The organism is Sphingomonas sp. NFX23 (assembly GCF_049887795.1).
In the GTDB taxonomy this organism is placed as follows: domain Bacteria; phylum Pseudomonadota; class Alphaproteobacteria; order Sphingomonadales; family Sphingomonadaceae; genus Sphingomonas.
The window spans coordinates 151545-172000 of sequence record NZ_JAGEKH010000002.1; the positions used below are offsets into that span (position 1 = coordinate 151545).

A 20456-nucleotide genomic window follows, 5' to 3' on the forward strand; every position below is an offset into this window, starting at 1 on the left:
TCATCCCACATCGTTCGTCGGACATTCAGCTGCTGTGATCCGAAATGATCTTCCACGCTGTACCCCGCCGTTCGAACACCAAAGTCGTCATGCCCGATTCGCTGGTCGACGCCCCGGTCAGCGTCCACCGTGCGAACAGCATCGCATGCGCCGGATCCAGGCCGCGCATCTCCAGGAACGCGAACGACAGCTTGCCTCGCACATTGCCCGTGCCGCTGAAGCTGGCCCGGTATTTGTCCGCAATCGCCGGTTTGCCGCGAAGCAGTCCCTTCGGCGTCACGAACACCGCGTCCTCGGCATAGATGTCCATGAACCGCGCGAGATCGCCCGCGTTCCAGCCCGCCGCGCTCGCTTCCATGCCCTTGCGGATCGCGATTTCGGCGGGCGTCTGCGCGATTGCGGGTGCTGCGATCGCGACGATCGCGAGGGGTATCATCACGGTACGCATCATTCTCTCGCCATCAGTTCGAGCAAAGCCGCCTCGCCGACCGGTTCGGACAGCAGGAAGCCCTGGTACAGGCTGCATCCACCCGCGGCGAGCAGTTCGAGCTGCGACGGCCGTTCGACCCCCTCGGCGATCACCGCGAGCCCCAGCGAACGCGCCATCGTTATCGCGCCGGCGACCACCACGCGGTCGCGCGCGCTGCCGTCGATGTCCCGGACCAGCGACTTGTCGATCTTCACGTAATCGAGCGGCAGCGACTTCAGATAGGCGAGACTGGAATACCCCGTCCCGAAATCGTCGATCGCCACCCGGCACCCCGCCCCGCGCAGTTCCGCCAACAACGCCGATGCCGCCGCCAGATCCTCGATCAACCCCGTCTCGGTAATCTCGACCGTCAGCCGCCCGCGGGGGAAGCCACTCTCGTCGATTCGCGCCAGGAACAGCGCGGCAAACCCCGGCCGCGTGATATCCGCCGCCGTCAGGTTCAGCGACACGCGCAACGTCCCCAAAACCTCCGGCCATGCGACCGCACGCGCCAGCACCAGCCGCTGGATATGGTCCGACAACGCGATGCCCAGGTCGGCCCGGTCGGCGGCATCGAACAGCGTGTCCGCTCCGAGCGGCCCCAACGCCCTGTGGTTCCAGCGTGCCAGCGCCTCGACCCCCGTGATCTTGCCGCTCGCGATCTCGACCTGTGGCTGCCAGCGCAGGTCGATCTCGTCGCGCTCGATCGCATGGTGCAGGTCGATCGCCAGCGCATCGATCGGCGCGACCCCGTCGGGCAGCGCGACGTGCAGCACCGATCCGTCGCTCGCCTTCGCCTCGGCCAGCGCCTCGCTCGCGCGGCGCAACAATGCCGCCGCGTCGTCGCCGGGCTGGCGCTGCGCCACGCCGAAGCGACAGCCGAGCACGGCACGCGTATCCGCCACCGCGAACGGCCGCGCGAGGGCGGCATCCAACGCGGTGATCGCCGCCGTCACCGCGGCCCCGGCCGCCTCGATCACCAGCACGAACTCCGACCCGCCGAGCCGCGCGACCATCGCATCCACGCCGATAGCCTGGCGCGCGACCGTCTCCGCGCGCAACACGGCCGCTTCGATCAGGCCATCAACCGCGGGACGGCCATGCGCCGCATTGACGATGTCGAGGCGCGACAGCGCGACCAGCACCACCGCCACCGGCCGCTCCTCCGCGATACGGCTGACGATCCAGCGCCGCGCTTCGCCGGTCTCCCTGTCATAGTGCGACGCGCCCGGTATCCCGCGCCGATCGATCGCGCCGCCGGATGCGCGTGCGGCATGGCGCCCCGCGAACCGCAGCGCCTGGACCAGTTCGCCTTCGCTCGCCGGACTGGCGAGGAATTGCGTCGCACCGGCATCGAAGAACTCGCCGATCGCCTCGACATCGCCGCGCGACACCAGCACCAGCAACGCCGCACCGTTGGTGGCGACCAACCCGCCCAGCCTGCGCGTCGCCGATAGTCCGTCGTCGAGCGCACCGCGCGCATCGATCAACGCGACCGCGGCACCACTCCCCAGGAACCGGCTTTCCAACCCTTCGGCATCGCCCACGACCGCCGCCTGCCACCCCGCACCGGCGCCTGCGCTTGCCAAAATCTCCGCGATCTCATCACGTTGACGGAACGATACCGCGAACAGCGTCGTTGCGATCTGCATGTCTTCCATATCCGTCGCACCTCGCTCGATCGGTGCGAGCCTAGCCGCCGTATCGCCGCGCGCCAATCCAATACCAGCCGATCCGGCCTTGTTAGTGGGACAGTCAGGTCTTAGCTCGGAGGAGATGACGATCGCGCCCACCCTCGAGCAAAAGCCGCTGCGCGATACGCATGGTCGCACGATCAAGTATCTGCGGATTTCGGTGACCGATCGCTGCGACCTGCGCTGCCGGTACTGCATGTCCGAAAAGATGACGTTCCTGCCGCGCAGCAAGCTGCTGAGCCTCGAAGAGATCGCGATCATCGCCGAGCGCTTCATCGCGCGCGGCGTGACAAAGATCCGTCTTTCGGGTGGCGAGCCGCTCGTGCGTCGCGACGTTGCCGAACTGGTACAGCGCTTGGGTCACAACATCGGCGCCAATGGACGAGGGGGTGGCCTGGAAGAGCTGACGATGACGACCAACGGCACGCGCCTAGCGCAGCATGCCGAGGCGATGGTCGACGCTGGCATCCGCCGCGTCAACGTCAGCATGGACAGCCGCGATCCCGAGCGGTTCCGCTACATCACCCGCCACGGCGACGTGTCGCAGGTGATCGGCGGGATCTACGCCGCACGCGACGCGGGGCTCGCGATCAAGATTAACATGGTCGCGCTGAAGGGTTTCAACGAGGACGAGATCGCACCGATGCTCGCCTGGTGTCGCGACGAGGGCTTCGACCTGTCGCTGATCGAGACGATGCCGCTCGGCGCGATCGATGAGGACCGTACTGATCGCTTCCTACCCCTCACCAAGGTGTTCGACGACCTCGGACAGCAGTTCACGCTTGCCCGCGACGCGCACAAGACCGGCGGCCCCGCACGCTATTGGAACGTCGATGGCACGCGCACGCGTCTTGGCCTGATCTCGCCGCTGACCGCCAATTTCTGCGAAGGTTGCAACCGGGTGCGCCTGACCACCGAGGGCAAGCTGTACATGTGCCTGGGCCATGACGATCAGGTCGACCTGAAGGCGGCATTGCGCGAAGGTGGCACCGCTGGTCTCGACGAAGCGATCGACGCTGGTCTGTTCGCCAAGCCGAAGGCGCATGACTTCCGCATCGGCCAGGGCGAAGGACCCGCGGTCGCACGCCACATGAGCGTCACCGGCGGATGAGCCTGTACGAGCGGCGGGCGCTGGTCGCGTCCAATACCCCGCCTGCTCGTGCCGCCGAAGCGGAACTTGCCGACATGGGCGAGTGGGTGCCTGTCGAGGAGGCGGACGTCGTCATCGCGCTCGGCGGCGACGGGTTCATGCTGCAGACGCTGCACACGATGCTGGAGCGCCGCAAGCCGCCCGTCCCCGTGTTCGGCATGAACCTGGGCACCGTCGGCTTCCTGATGAACGAATGGCGCCACCACGGCCTTACCGACCGGCTGGAGCGGGCGAAACCGTTCAAGGTCATCCCGCTCAGTATGACCGCGATCGGCGTCGATGGCCGGACGCACACGCTGCCCGCGATCAACGAAGTCTCGTTCCTGCGCGAGACCCGCCAGACGGCCAATCTCGAAGTGACGGTGAACGACCGCGTCGTCCTCGCCGAACTCGCCTGCGACGGTATCCTCGTCGCGACACCGGCCGGCTCGACCGCATACAACCTCTCCGCGCATGGCCCGATCCTGCCGCTCGGCTCGGGCATGGTCGCACTGACCCCGATCAGCCCGTTCCGCCCCCGGCGCTGGCGTGGCGCGATCCTGCCAGACAAGGCACGCATTCGCATCCGCGTGCTCGACCCCGGCAAACGCCCCGTCTCCGCAGTCGCCGACCAGCGCGAGATCCGCGACGTGGCGCAGGTCGACATCTGCATGGACCGCGCCCGCGAGCTCACGCTGCTGTTCGATCCCGAGCACGCGCTCGACGACCGCATCACCATGGAACAGTTCGTCGCCTGAACACGGTTTATCGCCGACTTTGCATTTTTGCGGCGAAACCCGCTTGCATCGTCCGACCGGCCGTTTATAGAGCCGCCTCCGGCAACGTTCCCTGATAGCTCAGCGGTAGAGCTCTCGACTGTTAATCGAGTGGCCGTAGGTTCGAATCCTACTCAGGGAGCCATTTTCCAGCCGGACAAGTCCTCGCTTACCTGCGAGATGCCGGTAGGCCGGACCTCTCTTCGTCGACCTGCCCAGCGCTTCGCACTCATCCTGCGACAGTGTCGGACCTGCCCTTCCCCAGAGGTCCAGGACTTCGAGCTCAACACCAAAGCTAGGTGAGACACGTTCGCGATAATCGCGATTTGGCGAGGTATTTTCGGAACTTCTCCGGTGCGATCGACACCGAGACATAACGAACATTTATTACTTTATGAAAGTTATGTCATGTTAAGACACTTTATGGTCTAAGATGAAGCTTCCCTCAAACATTGGAGATTTCATGTTTCTTAAGTCACTTGCCACGGCATCGGCTGGCCTCATGCTGCTCGCCGCACCGGTTGCAGCGAACGCGGCTTCGGCCAACCCGGCATCGAGTCTCTCGACGATCAAGTCGGCACGCGCCGGCACGCCGACCGTCAAGAAGTCCAAGGTCGCCGACGGTGGCTTCATCATCATCGCTCTTGCCGCCGTTGCGGTCGGTGGTGGTCTGTATCTCGCGATCGACGATGGCGACGATTCCGACAGCAACTAATCTGTTGGACCGGTGTCATGCACCGGTCCAATCGACTTGGGCTCGGCTGAAGCCACATCGAAACGCACGCTTGAGTGTCGCTGGTTCTTAAATGCACTGAACTACCGATAATCGTCGCCGACTTACCGCGCTCCCTGCTCAATCCGATGACGCTCCCCGATAGCTTTATTCGTGCGTCGCGCGCCGATTTGAGACTATGCGATCCTGCACGCGAAAATGGAGCGGAGGGTTCGGAATGGTCGATGCAGTGATAGTCCGCGCAGGCGACGGCGTCGCGACCCTGCTACGCGACGGCGATATCGGCGACCGGATCGATACCGGCGACACCATGCTCACCCTGTCTCAGGCTATTCCGCGCAACCTGCCGCGGCACTCGCCCGGCTTCCCCGTGCCGACGATCAAGATCGCGTCGAACAGTAACCTTGCCCAGCGCAAGCAAAGCTGGATCGATTTCGACGCCGGACGGGTGCTCGACCAGGGGTTCGCCTCGGCCGAAGCTGCGTTGCTCGACTGCATCGCCGCGATCGCATCGGGCCGCGAGACCGCCGCCGAGCGCAATGGCGAACGCGAGATCGCGATCTGGAAACGTGGAGTAACGCTTTGACACGACTGACCCATGCGACGCTCGACCAGCTTGCAGCGACGATCGAGAGCCCGCGAGGCCGCCCCCTCCCCTCGATCGGCATCGTCCATTTCGGGCCTGGCGCATTCCACCGCGCGCATCAGGCGGCGTATATCGACGCGCTGCTGGACCATGATCCACGCTGGGGCATCGCGGCGGTCTCGATGCGCAGCAAGCGAACGGTCGCAGCACTTGCCGAGCAGGACGGGCTCTACACGCTCGCGATCCGCGACGCCGAATCGTCGAACCGCGTGATCGGTGCGCATCGCCGGTTCCTCGGGCCCGACGACGCGACCGAAACGCACGCACTGCTCGCCGATCCCGCGGTCCGACTGGTGACGTCGACCGTGACCGAGAAGGGCTATTGCCTCGCCGCCGACGGCACGCTCGACCTGTCGCATGCCGATATCGTCCATGATCTTGCTGGGACTGACACCCCGCGCAGCCTGGTGGGATGGCTGGTCGCAGGCCTCGCCGCGCGCCGGAATGCGGGCGTCGCCCCGTTCGTGCCGATGCCGTGCGACAATCTCGCCAGCAACGGCGCCAAGCTCCACGCGGCCCTGGTCGCCTTCGCCCGCGTGGGCGACACGGATCTGGCGGACTGGATCGCCGGCGAAGTGCGGGTGCCGTCGACGATGGTCGATTCGATCACGCCGGCGTCCGACGCCGCTCTATACGACGACGTCGCCGAAGCGATCGGGCTCGAAGACCTTGCCGCCGTCCAGCGTGAATCCTTCGTGCAGTGGGTGATCGAGGACATCGGCACGCCGCTCGGCCCCGATCTCGCGTCGGTCGGCGCCACGATCACGACCGACGTCGCCAGCTACGAGAAGGCGAAGCTGCGGATCCTCAACGGGGCGCATTCGACGCTCGCTTATATCGGCCTGCTCCGTGGCGCAGCGAGCGTGGCGGCCGCAATGAACGACGTGGCGCTCGCCGGGTTCGTCGATGCGATGATTCGCGACGACATCATCCCGATGCTAGCCCACACCCCCGGCCTCGACCTGGATGCCTATCGCGCCGCCGTGCTCCAGCGGTTCCGCAACCCGGTCATCGTCCACCGGCTCGACCAGATCGCGCAGGACGGATCGCAGAAGCTGCCCTACCGGCTGGGCGATACACTTGTCGCAAACCGCCGCGCGGGTCGCATGCCCACCGGCGTCGTCACCGCGCTCGGCGCATGGGTAACGTTCCTGATGCAACGTGCCCGCGACGATATTTCGATCGTCGATCCCGCCGGCGATCGCCTGGCGGACGCGGCACGCCACGGAACGCCCGCCGAGGTCGTCGCGCGCCTGATCGACGCCGGACTGGGCTTCCCACCCGAACTCCGCGAGGACGCAGCCGCCCGGTCCGCGATCGCCGAAGCAGCCGAACGGATCAGCCGCGGCGACTGGTCAGGCGTGAACCTCTAGACCCTGTACGCCGCCCGAGCATTGCCGCCGAAGATCGCGTCCCGCGCCTCCGGGCAAGCGCGCGTGACGAACCCGTCGATCAGGTCGACGATCTGGCGATACTCGGCGGCAAGGCGGCAGACCGGCCAGTCGGAGCCGAAGATCAGGCGGTCAGGGCCGAAGCACGCAAGCAGGTGATCGAGATACCGCGCGATTTGGTCCGCCGTCCACGTCGCGTGATCCGCCTCCGTGACGAGCCCGGATATCTTGCAATAAAGCGACGGCACCTGCGCCATCTCGACGATCGCATCCGCCCAACGCTGCCAGCCACCATGCGCGATCTCGGGCTTCGCGCCATGATCGAGGATCAGCCGCGGTGCCGTCGAACGCCCCGCCGCGACCAGATCGCAGAATCGACGAACATGAATCGCCTGATGAGGTTTGACGAGAATGTCGTAGCTGAAACCGCGCTCGACCGTCGCCCGGACCCCGCGCACGAACTCGGGTGTCAGCAGGAAATCGTCGTCCGGCTCGTCCTGAACGATATGCCGAAAGCCAACCAGCTTGGACGATCCCGACCAGGTCTTCAGCCGCTCGGCAATGTCGCCGGCCCGCAGATCGATCCAGCCGACCACACCGATGATCCGCGGATGCGCAGCCGCGAGCTCCAGCAGCCAGTCGGTCTCGGCTTCGGTCTGCCGCGCCTGCACCGCGATACAGCCATCGATCGCGGCGCCGTCCAACAATGGCATTAGATCGGGAGGCAAAAAGTCCTGGGCGAGCACGCTGTCGCGATCGATCCAGTCGAACACAGACGTCGAATAGGACCAGAAATGCTGGTGCGCGTCGATACGAGTCACGCCGCGATTCTCTCTCGGCTGGTCGGCTGTGTCTGCATCCAAAGAACGTACCGCGTGCTCGCCAGCGCGGCAATCGGATCGACCTGTCGCCGTGACCGAACGCTGTTTCGCGACGACCGCCGGCATGAAGATATAACCGTTGCTGCGGACCGTCCGGATGATCTCCGTTTTTTAAATACCACCACCATCGAAGCCTTTCCCGGCACGATGGTTGTACCGGACATCAGTCGGCGCTAGCGGCATTCCCCATGTCGACGCCCGCCAAACCGCACGTTAAACCCTTGAACTGGCTCCAGCCTTTGGAGGGCCTGCGGATACTGAAGCGGGGCGACGTGCCGATCACGCGAGTCCAGGTTTACGGCCAGCGATGCAGCGGTACCAACCTCGTCACGCGCGCGATCGAGGCGAACATGCCGAGCGTGACGATCACCGAGGATTTCGGCTTCAAGCACTGGTTCGTGCCGCCGCAAACGTTGTTCGTGAAGGATACGCTGGTGCTGGTCATCGCGCGCGATGCGTTCGACTGGACCCGTAGCCTTCACCGCCAGCCCTGGCACGCGCACCCGGACCTCAAGGCACAGCCGTTCGACGAGTTCATCCGCAGCCAGTGGCACAGTTATTGGGACGATCATTTCGGCCCCATCGAGCCGGGGCATCCGATGCAGGGCGACGAGATGCTGCACGAGCGCGATCCGGAAACCGGCGAACGCTTCGCCAATTGCATCGCCAAGCGTACCGCGAAGCTGCGCCACTGGGCGTCGTTGACCAACCGGACGCACAACGTTGCGTTGCTCGGCTATGATGCGTTCGCGCGTGCGCCGTCGGCGTTCGTCGAGGCGTTGTCCGAGGCGACCGGGATTGCACGGCGCAAAGAATATGTGCCGATCACCAGCTACAAGGGGCAAGGCTATGCGCCCTATGTTCCGACGGCTTATCCCGAACTCGCGCCTGCTGATGCCGAACACATCACCGCGTGGCTCGATCCCGAGGTCGAGGCGGCATTCGGGTTGAGCGCCGACTATGCTGATCGATATCAATCGCCATCGGAGGCCGAATCGGTACAACGTTCGGCATGACCAAGCCGATCACGTTCTTCATCCATCACCAGGGTCGCGGCCACGCCAACCGTGCGATGGCGATCATCCGCGAGCTGCCGGCCGAGCGCGCGGTGACGATCCTGACCGCCAAGCCTTCGCTGTTCGACGGGTTCGAGCGGCCGATCACGATCGCCGCGCTGCCCGACATGATTGGCGCGCCGGTGCCGACGCCGGGCCTGTTCGCGCAGGCGACGCCCGAGGTGATGCACTGCGTTCCGCTCGGTGTCGCGAAGACCCGCGCGACGATGCGGACGATCATCGACCATCTCGACGACGTCGATCCGGCGCTGTTCGTGGTCGACGTCTCCGCCGAGATCGCATTGCTCGCCCGGATCGCGAGCGTGCCCGCGATCAGCATCCGAATGCACGGCGACCGGCTCGATCCGGGTCATCTGGGCGCATATCAGGCAAGCGTCGGCCTGCTCGCACCGTTCGGCGAGGCGCTCGAGCAGGCGGATACGCCGGACTGGGTACGCGCCAACACGTGCTACGCCGGCGGCCTGTGCACCACCGTCGACCCCGTCCCGACCAGGGCCGAGGCGCGCGCGAAACTCGGCCTCGATCCGACCAAGGAAATCATCGTGGTCCTCACCGGTGGCGGCGGCGCGGGCACGCCCTACGCGCCGCTGACGATGGCAGCGCGCGCGGTGCCGGATGCGCTGTGGCTGGTGCTCGGGCCGGTCCACCGCGAGGGGCATGAGACCGATTTCGGCAATCTCGTCGAGCTCGGCTGGGTCCCCGGCGTCACCGACCACATCGCCGCCGCCGACGTCGTCATCGCATCGGCCGGTGACAATACCGTACACGAGATCGCACGCGTCGGCCGGCCTTATGTCTGCGCACCCGAATGGCGGTATTTCGGTGAGCAGACCCGGAAGGCGGAGCGTCTCGCGGAGCTTGGCGCTGCGGTCGCGCTGCCGTCATGGCCCGGCGCGTTGGCACCGTGGCGCGGTATCCTCGACGCGGCGAAGGCGCTCGGTCCGGCCGCGCTCGCCGACCTGTACGACGCGGATGCGGCCAAGGTTGCCGCTGACTATCTGGAAGGACTGGCGGTCTCGCTTTGGGCGCCCGCTTCGAAATAGAGCGCTAGTCGATCCTCCCCCGCCAGGGGAGGATCGACACGTTGCGCAGCATCTCAGCTGAACAAAACCTCCGGCGGCATCTTTGACGCGGCCACCTCTTCCGCAGTCGGACCTCGCAACACCGTAATCGTTTCCGCATCCCAGGCGATCAACCCGCGCTCGGCGAAATGCCCCAGCCAATAGTCCATGCACCACCGCCCCCACGTCGTGCGAAACAACCGCGCGTTGCGAATGATCGCGTCGAAATGCTGATAGGCCGGCGTGTGGACGACATGATGCTGGTGATACGCCCGCGCACCACCGACCCACCACATCGGCACCCCGGCGTGCTCGAGCCGCGCGGCAAAGTCGGTTTCCTCGCCGCCATAGCCGACATAGCGCTCGTCCATCCCCCCTGCCCGCGCCCAGTCCGCAGCGGAGATCGCGAACGACAGGCCCCAAAGCTCACCATGGCTAGGTGTCGGCCGTATTTCATCAGATGCGATCGGCGGCTTGGCCGGGTGACGCACGCCGACCCGGTCGAGCATGTCCCAGTCCAGCCCGGCATCCAGCGCGCCGGCGGGGAGATACAGCACCTCGCCCAAGCGAATACCGCCCGGCTCGACCGCCGTAGCCGCATAGCGCTCGACCAACGTCGGCGCAGGGACGCAATCGACGTCCAGGAAAATCAACTGATCCCCACGCGCAGCCGCCGCCGCGCGGTTACGCGCCGCCGCCAACGGCATCGCCTCCCCCTCGACCAACACCGCGCGCACCGGAAAGTCGGTCGGCGGGAGATCGGCGTGCGGCGCATCCTGCATGTACGCGATCACCAATTCGTCAGGCTTGCGCGTCGATGCGTTGAGGCCGGCGATCAGGTTCACCAGATGCGCGCGGCGACCGCGTACCAGCGTCAGGACGCTGACCATCGAGGACGTCACGATGCCTTCCTGATACCCTCGACGTCGATCCCGGCCGCGGCATCGCGGAAGAACGCGACGCCTTCGATCACACCGCGCGCGTGATGGCCGATTGCGACATAGCCGTGCGCCAAGTCCGCCCGCGATCCCAGGCCGTCCGAATAATTGCCGACGATGATCGCGTGGCGTGACGATCGCAGCATCTCGATATCGTTGCCGCTGTCGCCAGCGACGATCACCTGTCGCGGTTCGAGACCGAGGCGGCGGCGGACATGCTCGACCGCGGTACCCTTCGACGCGGCATGCGGCAGGATGTCGAGATAGCGGCCGTGGCTCTGAATGATCGAACAGCTGTGACCGTGTTCCGCGAGCAAAGCCCGCACCCGCTCGGCCGCCGCCATGTCGCCATCCGCGAAATAGCTGAGCTTGAACCGGCGCTGCTCGAGCGGACTCTGCGGCGTCAGTCCGGCATGTTGACCGATCAGTGCAGCAACCGCCTCGCGGTCCCAACCGGCGGCGATGATCCCGTCCCATTCGGTATCGCGGTCGTACACCGCCCCGCGCACCGTCCGGTAATAGATCTCCGAGCCGACCGAGGTGATCAGGATTTCGGGGCGCGGTGCATCATGCTGCCCGAGCACCGCCATCGCGCTGTGGAAGCTGCGCCCGGTGGCGATAGCGAACGCGACATCGGTCTGCGCGTCGTGCCACGCGGTGAAATCGTCGACGCCTTTTGCACAGCCGATCAACGTTCCGTCGATATCCGACACCAGCAACAATTCCGGCTTCCGATCCGTGACCACAGGCGCGGCGTTCACGACCTCTGCGAGCAACCCGGTATAAAGCTGTACGTGCCGGTCCCAGTCATAGGCGCGGATCGCTACCGACCCCGCCGCTGAGTAGCGCGACCACAGCGCCGGATCGTCTAGTATCTTCAGGATCGCATCGGTGATGGCGCTAGGCGAACGCGGATCGACGAGAATGCCGTTGCCGCAGGTCTCGACGATATCGTTCGGACCACCGCTGTCGGTCGCAACCACGGGCAGGCCGCTCGCCGCCGCTTCGAGCAAGGTCAGCCCGAACGGTTCGTTGAGCGCCGGATTAACGAAGACGCCGCGCCGGGTACGGGCATGGGCATAGACGGCGGCGATATCGTCCGGTCGGTGCTGCTTCGGATAGGCGACCTTGCCGTACAGGTCATAACGGTCGATCAACTGGAGCAGTTCGGCGATGTTGTCGCGAATCTCGGGCTCCAGCGTCGCACTGTCGTCACGCGTGCCCGCCAGGATCACGAGGTTCGCCGCGGCCTGAAGCGCGGGTGACCGGCCGTACGCGTGGACAAGTGCCGCAAGGTTCTTCTTGGTCACCGGGCGCGCAATCGCGAGGATTACCGGCTTGGCGGGATCGTCGAGGAACCGGTTTATCAGCGCATCAACGCGAGCATCGGTGCCACAGTTCGCGAACTGCTTGAGATCGCTACCCGGCGCGAACACGCGAATGCGGCCGGGATCATATGCATCATAGTCGGCATACTGGACTTCGGCCTCGTCACGCGACGACGCGATGATCGCAGCCGCCCCGGCGATGGCTTCTTCCTCGATCGCGATCCGGCGATCGAGACCCGCGGTTTCCGCGCACTCACGATCGAACGCGGCCAGCTTAACCCGACCGAGCGAATGTGCGGTGAACACATAGGGGATGCCGGTGCGCGCGGACACACGCGCCGCGATCAGTCCGGCATCGGCATAATGCGCGTGCATGACGTCGGGCGTGCGATCGAGCGTCGCGATATGCGCCACCAAAGCCTCGACCAGGCTGCCATGCTCGGTCCACAGGTCTTCCTTGACGAGATACGCATCGGACGCGGTCAGCAATCGGACGATACGCGTTGTGCCGTCGATCGTCTCGATCGGCTCGGCATAGCATTCCGCATACGCCGCATGATGGAATGCCCGGGTAACGATTTCCATCCGGTCGATCGCCGAATTGCGGCCGCTGGCAGCGACGAGATCGAGAAGGTACCGGATATGGCCCCCGGTATCCGCGGTGATTCCGTATTCGACGTCGGTTGCGCGTAAACACCCCTGCAACGCGATATGTAGTACGAACACCCTTCCCCCGTTCATCTGCAATTCACGTAAGGAACCGCTCACGGGGTTGCCGAGTTCCGGGCCGATGATACTTTACATGCCGGTATTGACGCAGGTTATTACGTTCCCTGCGACGCCTCGTTCGCTCGGTGATCGATCGCTGTGAGAATCGCTCTACTCACCTGGGCCTATCCTCCTGAAAAGAGCGGACTTACTCGCGCCGCGCGCGAAATCGCGCAGTCATTGGCACAGTCTGGCAACGACGTCCGTGTCTTCACTATGGACCGTCGCGAAGACAGCCACGACGGCCGGGTTACGGTCATCGGTTGCGGTCTGCGCGAGGGATCGTTCGCCGCGCGCCTCCGGAAGATTGCGGGTATCGGGCACCTCGTCGCGCCGTTCGCGTTCCGCCGAGCGGTTGCTCGCGAGCACCGACGCGAGCCGTTCGACGTGGTCGAGGCGACCAACTGGTATGCGCCAGGACTGGCGATCGCACTTACCGGCCCCGCGCCGTTGGTGACGCGAAACTCGACCCCGGCAGCGACCTCGGCCGAAACGGTAACGAGTCTGCGCGACCGGTTGGATCGGCGCGCGGCGATGCTTGCGGAGCGGGTCGCAGCGCGCTTCAGCAAGGCACTGATCTCGAACACGCAGCTTCACGGCGAGAAGATCGCCCGGTTGTATGGCGTCGAAGCGCCGGGACCAACCGGGCATCACGCGGTCATCGGCCTCAGCCTGCCGCCGGAGATCGTGGCCCGAGGAACGGCCGCAGCCTATCCCGACGATATCCCCGAGGACCAGTCGATCGAACTGCTGTTCGTCGGGCGGGACGAACATCGGAAGGGATTCGATGCGCTCATCATGGCGCTGCGGATCCTCGCCCGGCGCGCAGATGCCGGGATGCGCAATTTCCGCCTCACGATCGTTGGTGTCCACGCGGACGATTTGAAGGCGCTTCCGTCCACCGCACGCACCAGGCTGCGCTGCCATCACCGTGTCGACGAACCGACGTTGCACGACCTGATGAGTGCGGCCCACGTCATCGTCGCGCCCTCGCGCTACGAGAGCTTCGGGCTGGTGTACCAGGAGGCGATGATGTTCGGCCGACCGGTCGTCGCCTGCGCCGAGGACCCGAGCGCGCGGCTGTTCATTGGCGAGAGCGGTGCCGGATTACTGGCCAAGGCCTGCACCGGCGACGACCTCGCCACGCAGATCCAGCGGCTGATCGAGGACCCGGCCTTGCGCGCGCATTACGCCGCGGCGAGCCGGCGTGCGTCGGGGATGTTCACGCGCGATACCCTGTCCGCGCAGACGAGCGCGGTCTATCGCACCGCGATCGGATCGAAGGGGGCGAGCAGCAACGCCTCGTCCTCCGGCCTGCCCGCGCCGGTCGACATCGCCTCGTAGATCCGCGTCCGCTCGCGCACCCGCTCGCCATCAAGCCGGTGTTCGAGCACACCGGCCAGTGCCAGCGAACTCTCGACGAACGGCACGACCGGGCGCTCGTGGACGCGGCCGGCAAAGCGGATATCGCTGCGATTGAGGCGGTACTGGATGTCCGGATAGGACGCGGACTGCACCCCGTCGACGAGGTTGCGGCGCGACACGCCGAGCGAGCGCAACTCGTCGCGATCCGCCGCCGCGACCAGCCAGCCAAGCGCGTCGAGCAAAGCGCCGTCGAGGCGCTCGTCGGTATCGATCTGCAACACCCAGCGGGTCTGCAACGCGTCCTGGAGCCTGTTCCGCTGTGCGGCAAAATTGTCGGCGAGAGGGTGATGGGCGACCTCCACCCAAGGAATACGCGCTGCGAGATCGCTTGCTTCGTTTGCCGAGCCGTCGAGCAGGACGACGATCTGGGCAAACGCGGTGCGATAATCGGTCGCGATCTCGACGATGTCGTTGGCGTCGGCGGGCCGCGCCATGATGCCGAGCCCTATCGCGTGCGGCACAGTCGTCGCGGGAGCCGAATGCGCTTGGGCAGGACGGTAATCGGGGGGAAAGCGCACGTCGCCCTTCGCAACAGCGACCGGCTCCACCTCGAACCCGAACCGCCACGCCGCGTTCCGCAAACCGGCTGGGTCGAGCATCCAGCGCTCCGCAGGATCGCGCTGTAGGTCGACAAGCCCGCTTCCCAACCGCGCGACGATCTCGTCGGCAACCGCACCGACCTCGCTCACGTCGCGGACAAGCAGGCGGCAGTGGCTACACTCGAACCAATCCTCGCGCACGAGCCAGTCCCAGTTCCCACAGATCGAGCATCGCAATCGCATGGCTCCGGCAACCCGCGGCGCCAAGGACCGGTTCCCCCGCTGCGACCGGCACCCTTCCGATCTAACCTACCGCCGTCATCCCGACTTTCGTCAGGATGACGGCCGAGCCGCTCAATACCCGAACGTATGCGCCAGCGTCAGCAGCAGCCAATACAGCCCACCCGACAGCAGCATCGCCACCGGCAGCGTCATCACCCATGCAAGCGCCATGTTCATGACCGTGCGACGCTGCAGCCCGGCGCCATTCGCAACGCTCGCGCCCGCGACACCCGACGACAGGATGTGCGTGGTCGACACCGGCATGCCGTATTTCACCGCCAGCAGGATCGTCGCCGCCGCGACCAGTTCGGCCGACGCGCCCATGCCGTAGGTCAAATGCGTCTTGCCGATCCGCTCACCCACAGTGACGACGATCCGCTTCCACCCGACCATCGTCCCGAGCCCGAGCGCCAGCGCGACGGTCACCTTCACCCAGGTCGGGATATAGCGAGTGCCCTGTTCGAGCCCGCTATTATAGCTCTTGAGCGTCGTGATCTCCTGCGCGGTGAAGCGGCTCTGCGCGGACTTGTCCTCGGCGATCAGCTTGGTCGTATCGAGCACGAGGTACATGTCGTTGCGCAGGTTCGGCGTCGCGGCAGCCGGCACCTTGCCCAGCGACCCATAGCTTTCGATCCGGCTCGACACGTCGTCCGACAGCGTCGCCAGCGCGCCATAGATGACCGGGTCGGCGACATGCTTACTCTTCAGCGCCTTGGTGACCTGCGCACGCGAAGTCGCAACGTCGGCGGGCGCGCCGTCGGCATGCGCGCGGTAGGCGGCCGATGCAGCCTGCGCCGACTGCACGAATGCGGGCATCGCGCTCTCGGGCATCGTCCGGTTCAGTGCATATGCGGTCGGTGCGCAGCCGATCAGGATGAGCATGATCAGCCCCATCCCCTTCTGCCCGTCATTGCTGCCATGCGCGAAGCTGACCGCTGTGCAGGTGCCGATCAGCAGCGCGCGGATGCCGCGCGGTGGCGGCGTCTGGCCCTCGGGCGCCTCGTACAGCTTCTTGTCGCGCAGGAACCGCTTCATCACGAGCAGCAGCAACAGCGCGCCGACGAACCCGACGATCGGGCTGAACGCGAGTGCGGAGAGCACCTTCCAGACCTGCACCATGTCGACGCCCGACGTGCCGTCCGCGCCGCCGCCATTGATGATCTGGTTGGCAAGGCCGACGCCGAGGATCGAGCCGATCAGCGCATGGCTCGACGAATTGGGCAGCCCGACCGCCCAGGTCGCGAGGTTCCACAGGATCGCCGCGAGCAGCAGCGCGAAGATCATCGCGAACCCGCCGACGCTGCCGACGTTCAGGATCAGGTCGACCGGCAACAACGTGACGATCGAATACGCCACCGCGCCCGACGACAGCATCACGCCGAGGAAGTTGAAGAACCCCGACCACACGACCGCGAGCGGCGCGGGCATCGAATGCGTGTAGATGACGGTGGCGACCGCGTTGGCGGTGTCGTGGAACCCGTTCACGAACTCGAACCCGAGCGCGATCAGCAGCGCGAGCGCGAGAAACGCGAACGCCCCGCCCGCCAGGCTCTCGCCGACCTGCGCGGTATCGAAGGCGATGCTGAACCCGGCATAGGCAAGCCCGCCGATCAGCACGGCGAGGAATATCCAGCGCCCGGACGGATGCAGCGCATGATCGAGCTTGGGACCGGTATGCGGCGCAGCGGTAGCGCTCGAATCAGCCGTCACCGCATCGGGTGCAAATGTGGAGGTTGCCATAGGAATGTGCAGTCGGCCCTTACGATGACAATCTTATGACAGATGTAAATCAAGCGATCGTTCGACCCTATTTGGGACGTCGCTCTCTACAATCCTCCCCCGCCAGGGGGAGGTGGCTGGCCCTCGCCAGACGGAGGGGGAGGCAGAGGACAACGTGCGTTCCGTGTCCTCCCCCTCCGTCGCTTCGCGCCACCTCCCCCTTGCGGGGGAGGATGTTCGGAACCGACTTCGTCGGACGTGAGTAAGTTAATTCACCGAGCTTCACCGATGCTCGCGAGCTGCATGCCATTGCGGCCGAACAAAGTGACCATCTTCACGTCCGCATCCGCGGTCATCTCCTTGCGGCATTGCTGCGCGTCGGCGAGCGCCGCGAGGCCAACACCGTGCGATTGGCAGGCGCCGACGATTGCCGAACGCAGCCGGCGCTGGAACGCGGTGCGCCCGACATCGCTGGTCAGGTCGAGCCCGGCGCGCGACACGCGCACCGATACCGGGTCGCGCCCGGAACTCGCGGAAGCACCCGTGGAAAACAGGCAAGCGCCGACGATCGCCGCCGAAGCGACGCTGATGAAAAGCTTCATGATGATGTTCCTCAAATGGTCCTGCGGTCCGCAAGGCTATGCCTGCGGGCGACGGCGCCAGCGCGTCGGGACACCTTTCTGGGTGCGGCATCTCCGACGACGAACCACGTCGCTGCGCATCCCCTACCCGTGATTCGTTACGCTCGCGCGACGGTTTGGCGACGGTCCGACGACGCGCCGAAACTCTAGATGAGGCGTTAGGTCACATCCCCGGATATCGCTCGAACGCAGGCAGAGCGGCCACATCCGCCATCCACGCCAATCGGTCGGCCACCTGGATATGCGCACCCGGCGCGACCGCCTCGGGATCGTCCAGCGTACAGGATTGCACGTCAATGATCCCCGGCAGATACGCCGCATTGGTATAGAATAGTCCCGTCCCGCACCGTCCGCAGAATTGACGCCGACCGCTTGCCGACGATTCATACGTCACCGGATCGCCCGAGATGGTCACCTGTTCGGATCTGAATGCGATCCAGCCTACCATCGGCGCTCCCGCGCTTCGCCGGCAATCGCCGCAATGGCACAGCGCGTGATGCTCGGGCTCGCCCTCCGCGACATAGCTGATCGATCCGCAATGACATCGTCCCGCCAGCATGCCCGCCTCCCTCTATGTTCTCAACTTGTTCCACGTATCGTCGAACCGCGCAAGTCATACCCGCTTGCCCCATCGCCCCCCGTTCCCTACCTGTTCACCGGTGAACCAGATCGCCCAAACGTCCGCGCCGCAAGCAGAGCCTCCCTATCTGCGCGGTCTCAACCCGCCGCAGCGCGAGGCGGTGCTGACCACCGACGGGCCCGTCCTGATCATCGCCGGCGCCGGCACGGGCAAGACCGCGGCGCTGACCGCACGGCTCGCGCACTTGATCTTCACCAAGAAGGCGTGGCCGTCGGAGATCCTCAGCGTCACCTTCACCAACAAGGCCGCGCGCGAGATGCGCGAGCGCGTCGGTCGCCTGGTCGGCGATGCGGTCGAAGGGATGCCGTGGCTCGGTACCTTCCACGCGATCGCGGCCAAGATGCTGCGCCGCCATGCGGAACTGGTCGGGCTCCAATCGAACTTCACGATCCTCGATACCGACGACCAGCTGCGGTTGTTAAAGCAACTGATCCTCGCCGCCGACATCGACGAGAAGCGCTTTCCGACGCGCAGCCTCGCCGGGCTGATCGACCAGTGGAAGAACAAGGGCCTCGTCCCCGCGGACATCGATGCGGGCGAGAGCGAACGCTATGCCAACGGTCGCGGCGGCGAACTGTACCAGCAATACCAGGCGCGGCTGATCGCGCTCAACGCGTGCGATTTTGGCGACCTGCTGCTCCACATGCTGGTGATCCTGAAGACGCACCGCGACGTGCTCGCGCAGTATCAGCAGCGCTTCAAATACATCATGGTTGACGAGTATCAGGACACCAACTCGTCGCAGTATCTCTGGCTGCGGTTGCTCGCGCAAGAACGCAAGAACATCGCCTGCGTCGGCGACGACGACCAGTCGATCTACTCGTGGCGCGGTGCGCAGGTCGAGAACATCCTGAAGTTCGAACGCGACTTCCCGGGCGCGAAGGTGATCCGCCTCGAACAGAATTACCGCAGCACGCCGCACATCCTCGGCGCCGCGTCGGGCGTGATCGCCAACAATGGCGGACGGCTCGGCAAGCAGCTCTGGACCGAGCGCGACGTCGGCGAGAAGGTCAAGGTCATTGGCGTCTGGGACGGCCCCGAGGAAGCGCGGCGGGTCGGCGAGGAGATCGACATCGTCCGCCGCTCCGGCAAGTCCTTGGACGAGGTCGCGATTCTGGTCCGCGCGCAGCACCAGACGCGCGAGTTCGAGGACCGCTTCATCGCGATCGGCATGCCGTACAAGATCGTCGGCGGCTTCCGCTTCTACGAACGCGCCGAAATTCGCGATGCACTGGCGTACCTCCGCGTGGTCAACCAGCCCGCGGACGACCTCGCCTTCGAACGCATCGTCAACGTTCCCAAGCGCGGCCTCGGCGACAAGGCGGTCGCGCGCATCCATCAGCTCGCCCGCGCCACCGGCACGCCGCTCACGACCGCCGCCGCGCGCATCCTCGACACCGACGAATTGACCGGCGCGGCGAAGAAGTCGCTCGGCCGACTGGTCGGCGACATCGCCCGCTGGCGCGACATGGCGACCAGCCTGCCGCACGCCGAACTCGCCCGCCAGTTGCTCGACGAGAGCGGCTACACCGCGATGTACCAGGCCGAGAAGTCGGTCGAGGCGACCGGCCGCCTGGAGAACCTCAGCGAGCTCGTCCGCGCGATGGAGGAGTACGACTCGCTCGGCGCTTTCCTAGAGCATGTCAGCCTCGTGATGGACAACGAGGGCGGCGCGCAGGACCCGCAGGTCACGATCATGACGATTCACGCCGCCAAGGGCCTCGAATACGACACGGTCTTCCTGGTCGGCTGGGAGGAAGGCCTGTTCCCGTCGCAGCGCTCTTTGGACGAAGGCGGCGTGAAGAGCCTCGAGGAGGAACGTCGTCTCGCCTATGTCGCGATCACGCGTGCACGCCGACTTGCGGTGATCATCCACGCTGCCAATCGCCGCATCTACGGCCAGTGGAACTCGTCGATCCCCTCGCGTTTCGTCGCCGAACTCCCCGCCGAACACATCGACACGGAAACCACGATGTCCGGCGGCGCGAGCCTCTGGCAGGCCAATTGGTCCGACCGCGCCGATCCGTTCGCGGACGTCGCGCGCGGCACCGGTCGCGGTCCCGGCTGGCAGCGCGCATCAGGCACCGGCAGCACCTTCTCCACCAAACCCGCACGCGTCGTCGAAAGCCGCTCCAGCGCGATCAGCCTCGGCAACAAGGGCCGCGACGACCTGTCGCTCGGCATGCGCGTGTTCCACCAGAAGTTCGGCTACGGGCTGATCGCCGAGATCGAAGGCAACAAGCTGGAGATCGATTTCGAACAGTCGGGCCGCAAGCGCGTAATGGACAGCTTCGTGACGCTCACGCCCTAACGACCTGAG

Annotated in this window: 18 protein-coding genes, 1 tRNA gene and 1 pseudogene; 11 read left to right on the forward strand and 9 right to left on the reverse strand. The window is 65.6% G+C overall.

What is annotated here, in order from left to right:
- Positions 1 to 25 precede the first annotated feature (25 nt).
- Together J4O76_RS04535 and J4O76_RS04540 are read right to left on the reverse strand one after the other, a co-directional pair.
- A complete protein-coding gene (locus tag J4O76_RS04535) occupies positions 26 to 451 on the reverse strand; it encodes a YybH family protein (protein WP_426280528.1) in 426 nt (141 codons plus the stop codon).
- The gene (locus J4O76_RS04540; protein WP_426280529.1) at positions 448 to 2121 is read right to left on the reverse strand and encodes an EAL domain-containing protein; all 1674 of its coding nucleotides are present in this window, start codon (positions 2119 to 2121) and stop codon (positions 448 to 450) included. Before J4O76_RS04540 ends, J4O76_RS04535 begins: the two co-directional genes overlap by 4 nt.
- 124 nt (positions 2122 to 2245) lie before the next feature.
- Here J4O76_RS04540 and moaA point away from each other — a divergent pair, with 124 nt between their 5' ends.
- The 6 genes and pseudogenes from moaA (at position 2246) to J4O76_RS04570 (ending at position 6820) form a co-directional block, all read left to right on the forward strand.
- Positions 2246 to 3274, forward strand: coding sequence for a GTP 3',8-cyclase MoaA (gene moaA, locus J4O76_RS04545; RefSeq protein WP_426280530.1), 1029 nt, complete (start codon positions 2246 to 2248; stop codon positions 3272 to 3274).
- Entirely contained in the window at positions 3271 to 4050 is a 780-nt protein-coding gene (locus J4O76_RS04550) for an NAD kinase (protein WP_426280531.1), read from the forward strand. Before moaA ends, J4O76_RS04550 begins: the two co-directional genes overlap by 4 nt.
- Before the next feature lie 88 nt (positions 4051 to 4138).
- Positions 4139 to 4213: transfer RNA gene (locus J4O76_RS04555), tRNA-Asn, on the forward strand.
- A 318-nt stretch (positions 4214 to 4531) separates the two neighbouring features.
- Complete coding sequence (locus tag J4O76_RS04560) at positions 4532 to 4783, forward strand: hypothetical protein (protein ID WP_426280533.1); 252 nt, start codon at positions 4532 to 4534, stop codon at positions 4781 to 4783.
- A 379-nt stretch (positions 4784 to 5162) separates the two neighbouring features.
- Positions 5163 to 5387, forward strand: a pseudogene (locus J4O76_RS04565) (altronate dehydratase); the annotation flags it as partial.
- Positions 5384 to 6820: a mannitol dehydrogenase family protein gene (locus J4O76_RS04570; RefSeq protein ID WP_426280534.1), complete on the forward strand. Its 1437-nt coding sequence runs from the start codon at positions 5384 to 5386 to the stop codon at positions 6818 to 6820. The pseudogene J4O76_RS04565 and the gene J4O76_RS04570, both read left to right, overlap by 4 nt.
- On the opposite strand, the gene J4O76_RS04575 is transcribed toward J4O76_RS04570, so the two are convergent.
- The gene (locus J4O76_RS04575) at positions 6817 to 7659 is read right to left on the reverse strand and encodes an amidohydrolase family protein (protein ID WP_426280535.1); all 843 of its coding nucleotides are present in this window, start codon (positions 7657 to 7659) and stop codon (positions 6817 to 6819) included. The two genes, J4O76_RS04570 and J4O76_RS04575, sit on opposite strands and share 4 nt — an antisense overlap.
- Here J4O76_RS04575 and J4O76_RS04580 point away from each other — a divergent pair.
- The 3 genes from J4O76_RS04580 to J4O76_RS04590 are packed head-to-tail and all read left to right on the forward strand — an operon-like array spanning position 7633 to position 9838.
- Entirely contained in the window at positions 7633 to 7896 is a 264-nt protein-coding gene (locus J4O76_RS04580; protein ID WP_426280536.1) for a hypothetical protein, read from the forward strand. The genes J4O76_RS04575 and J4O76_RS04580 overlap by 27 nt on opposite strands.
- 11 nt (positions 7897 to 7907) lie before the next feature.
- Positions 7908 to 8735: a hypothetical protein gene (locus J4O76_RS04585; RefSeq protein ID WP_426280537.1), complete on the forward strand. Its 828-nt coding sequence runs from the start codon at positions 7908 to 7910 to the stop codon at positions 8733 to 8735.
- Entirely contained in the window at positions 8732 to 9838 is a 1107-nt protein-coding gene (locus tag J4O76_RS04590) for a glycosyltransferase (RefSeq protein ID WP_426280539.1), read from the forward strand. The genes J4O76_RS04585 and J4O76_RS04590 overlap by 4 nt, the downstream gene beginning before the upstream one ends.
- A gap of 53 nt (positions 9839 to 9891) precedes the next feature.
- Here the strand turns inward: J4O76_RS04590 and J4O76_RS04595 are convergent, their stop codons facing one another.
- Complete coding sequence (locus J4O76_RS04595) at positions 9892 to 10758, reverse strand: galactosyltransferase-related protein (protein WP_426280540.1); 867 nt, start codon at positions 10756 to 10758, stop codon at positions 9892 to 9894.
- Positions 10755 to 12848, reverse strand: a complete 2094-nt coding sequence (locus J4O76_RS04600) for an HAD-IIB family hydrolase (protein ID WP_426280542.1) — start codon at positions 12846 to 12848, stop codon at positions 10755 to 10757. The genes J4O76_RS04595 and J4O76_RS04600 overlap by 4 nt, the downstream gene beginning before the upstream one ends.
- Positions 12849 to 12989: 141 nt before the next feature.
- Between J4O76_RS04600 and J4O76_RS04605 the strand changes: the two genes are divergently transcribed.
- A complete protein-coding gene (locus tag J4O76_RS04605) occupies positions 12990 to 14234 on the forward strand; it encodes a glycosyltransferase family 4 protein (RefSeq protein WP_426280543.1) in 1245 nt (414 codons plus the stop codon).
- Here J4O76_RS04605 and J4O76_RS04610 read toward each other — a convergent pair.
- The 4 genes from J4O76_RS04610 to J4O76_RS04625 form a co-directional block, all read right to left on the reverse strand.
- Positions 14150 to 15097 (reverse strand): hypothetical protein, encoded by a 948-nt coding sequence (locus J4O76_RS04610; RefSeq protein WP_426280545.1) that lies wholly within the window; start codon positions 15095 to 15097, stop codon positions 14150 to 14152. The two genes, J4O76_RS04605 and J4O76_RS04610, sit on opposite strands and share 85 nt — an antisense overlap.
- A gap of 111 nt (positions 15098 to 15208) precedes the next feature.
- Positions 15209 to 16876, reverse strand: coding sequence for an inorganic phosphate transporter (locus J4O76_RS04615; protein ID WP_426280546.1), 1668 nt, complete (start codon positions 16874 to 16876; stop codon positions 15209 to 15211).
- 251 nt (positions 16877 to 17127) lie between these two features.
- Complete coding sequence (locus tag J4O76_RS04620; RefSeq protein ID WP_426280547.1) at positions 17128 to 17457, reverse strand: UrcA family protein; 330 nt, start codon at positions 17455 to 17457, stop codon at positions 17128 to 17130.
- A 202-nt stretch (positions 17458 to 17659) separates the two neighbouring features.
- Complete coding sequence (locus tag J4O76_RS04625; RefSeq protein WP_426280548.1) at positions 17660 to 18055, reverse strand: GFA family protein; 396 nt, start codon at positions 18053 to 18055, stop codon at positions 17660 to 17662.
- Positions 18056 to 18164: 109 nt separating this feature from the next.
- Here J4O76_RS04625 and J4O76_RS04630 point away from each other — a divergent pair, with 109 nt between their 5' ends.
- Entirely contained in the window at positions 18165 to 20447 is a 2283-nt protein-coding gene (locus tag J4O76_RS04630; RefSeq protein ID WP_120299660.1) for an ATP-dependent helicase, read from the forward strand.
- Positions 20448 to 20456: the final 9 nt, after the last annotated feature.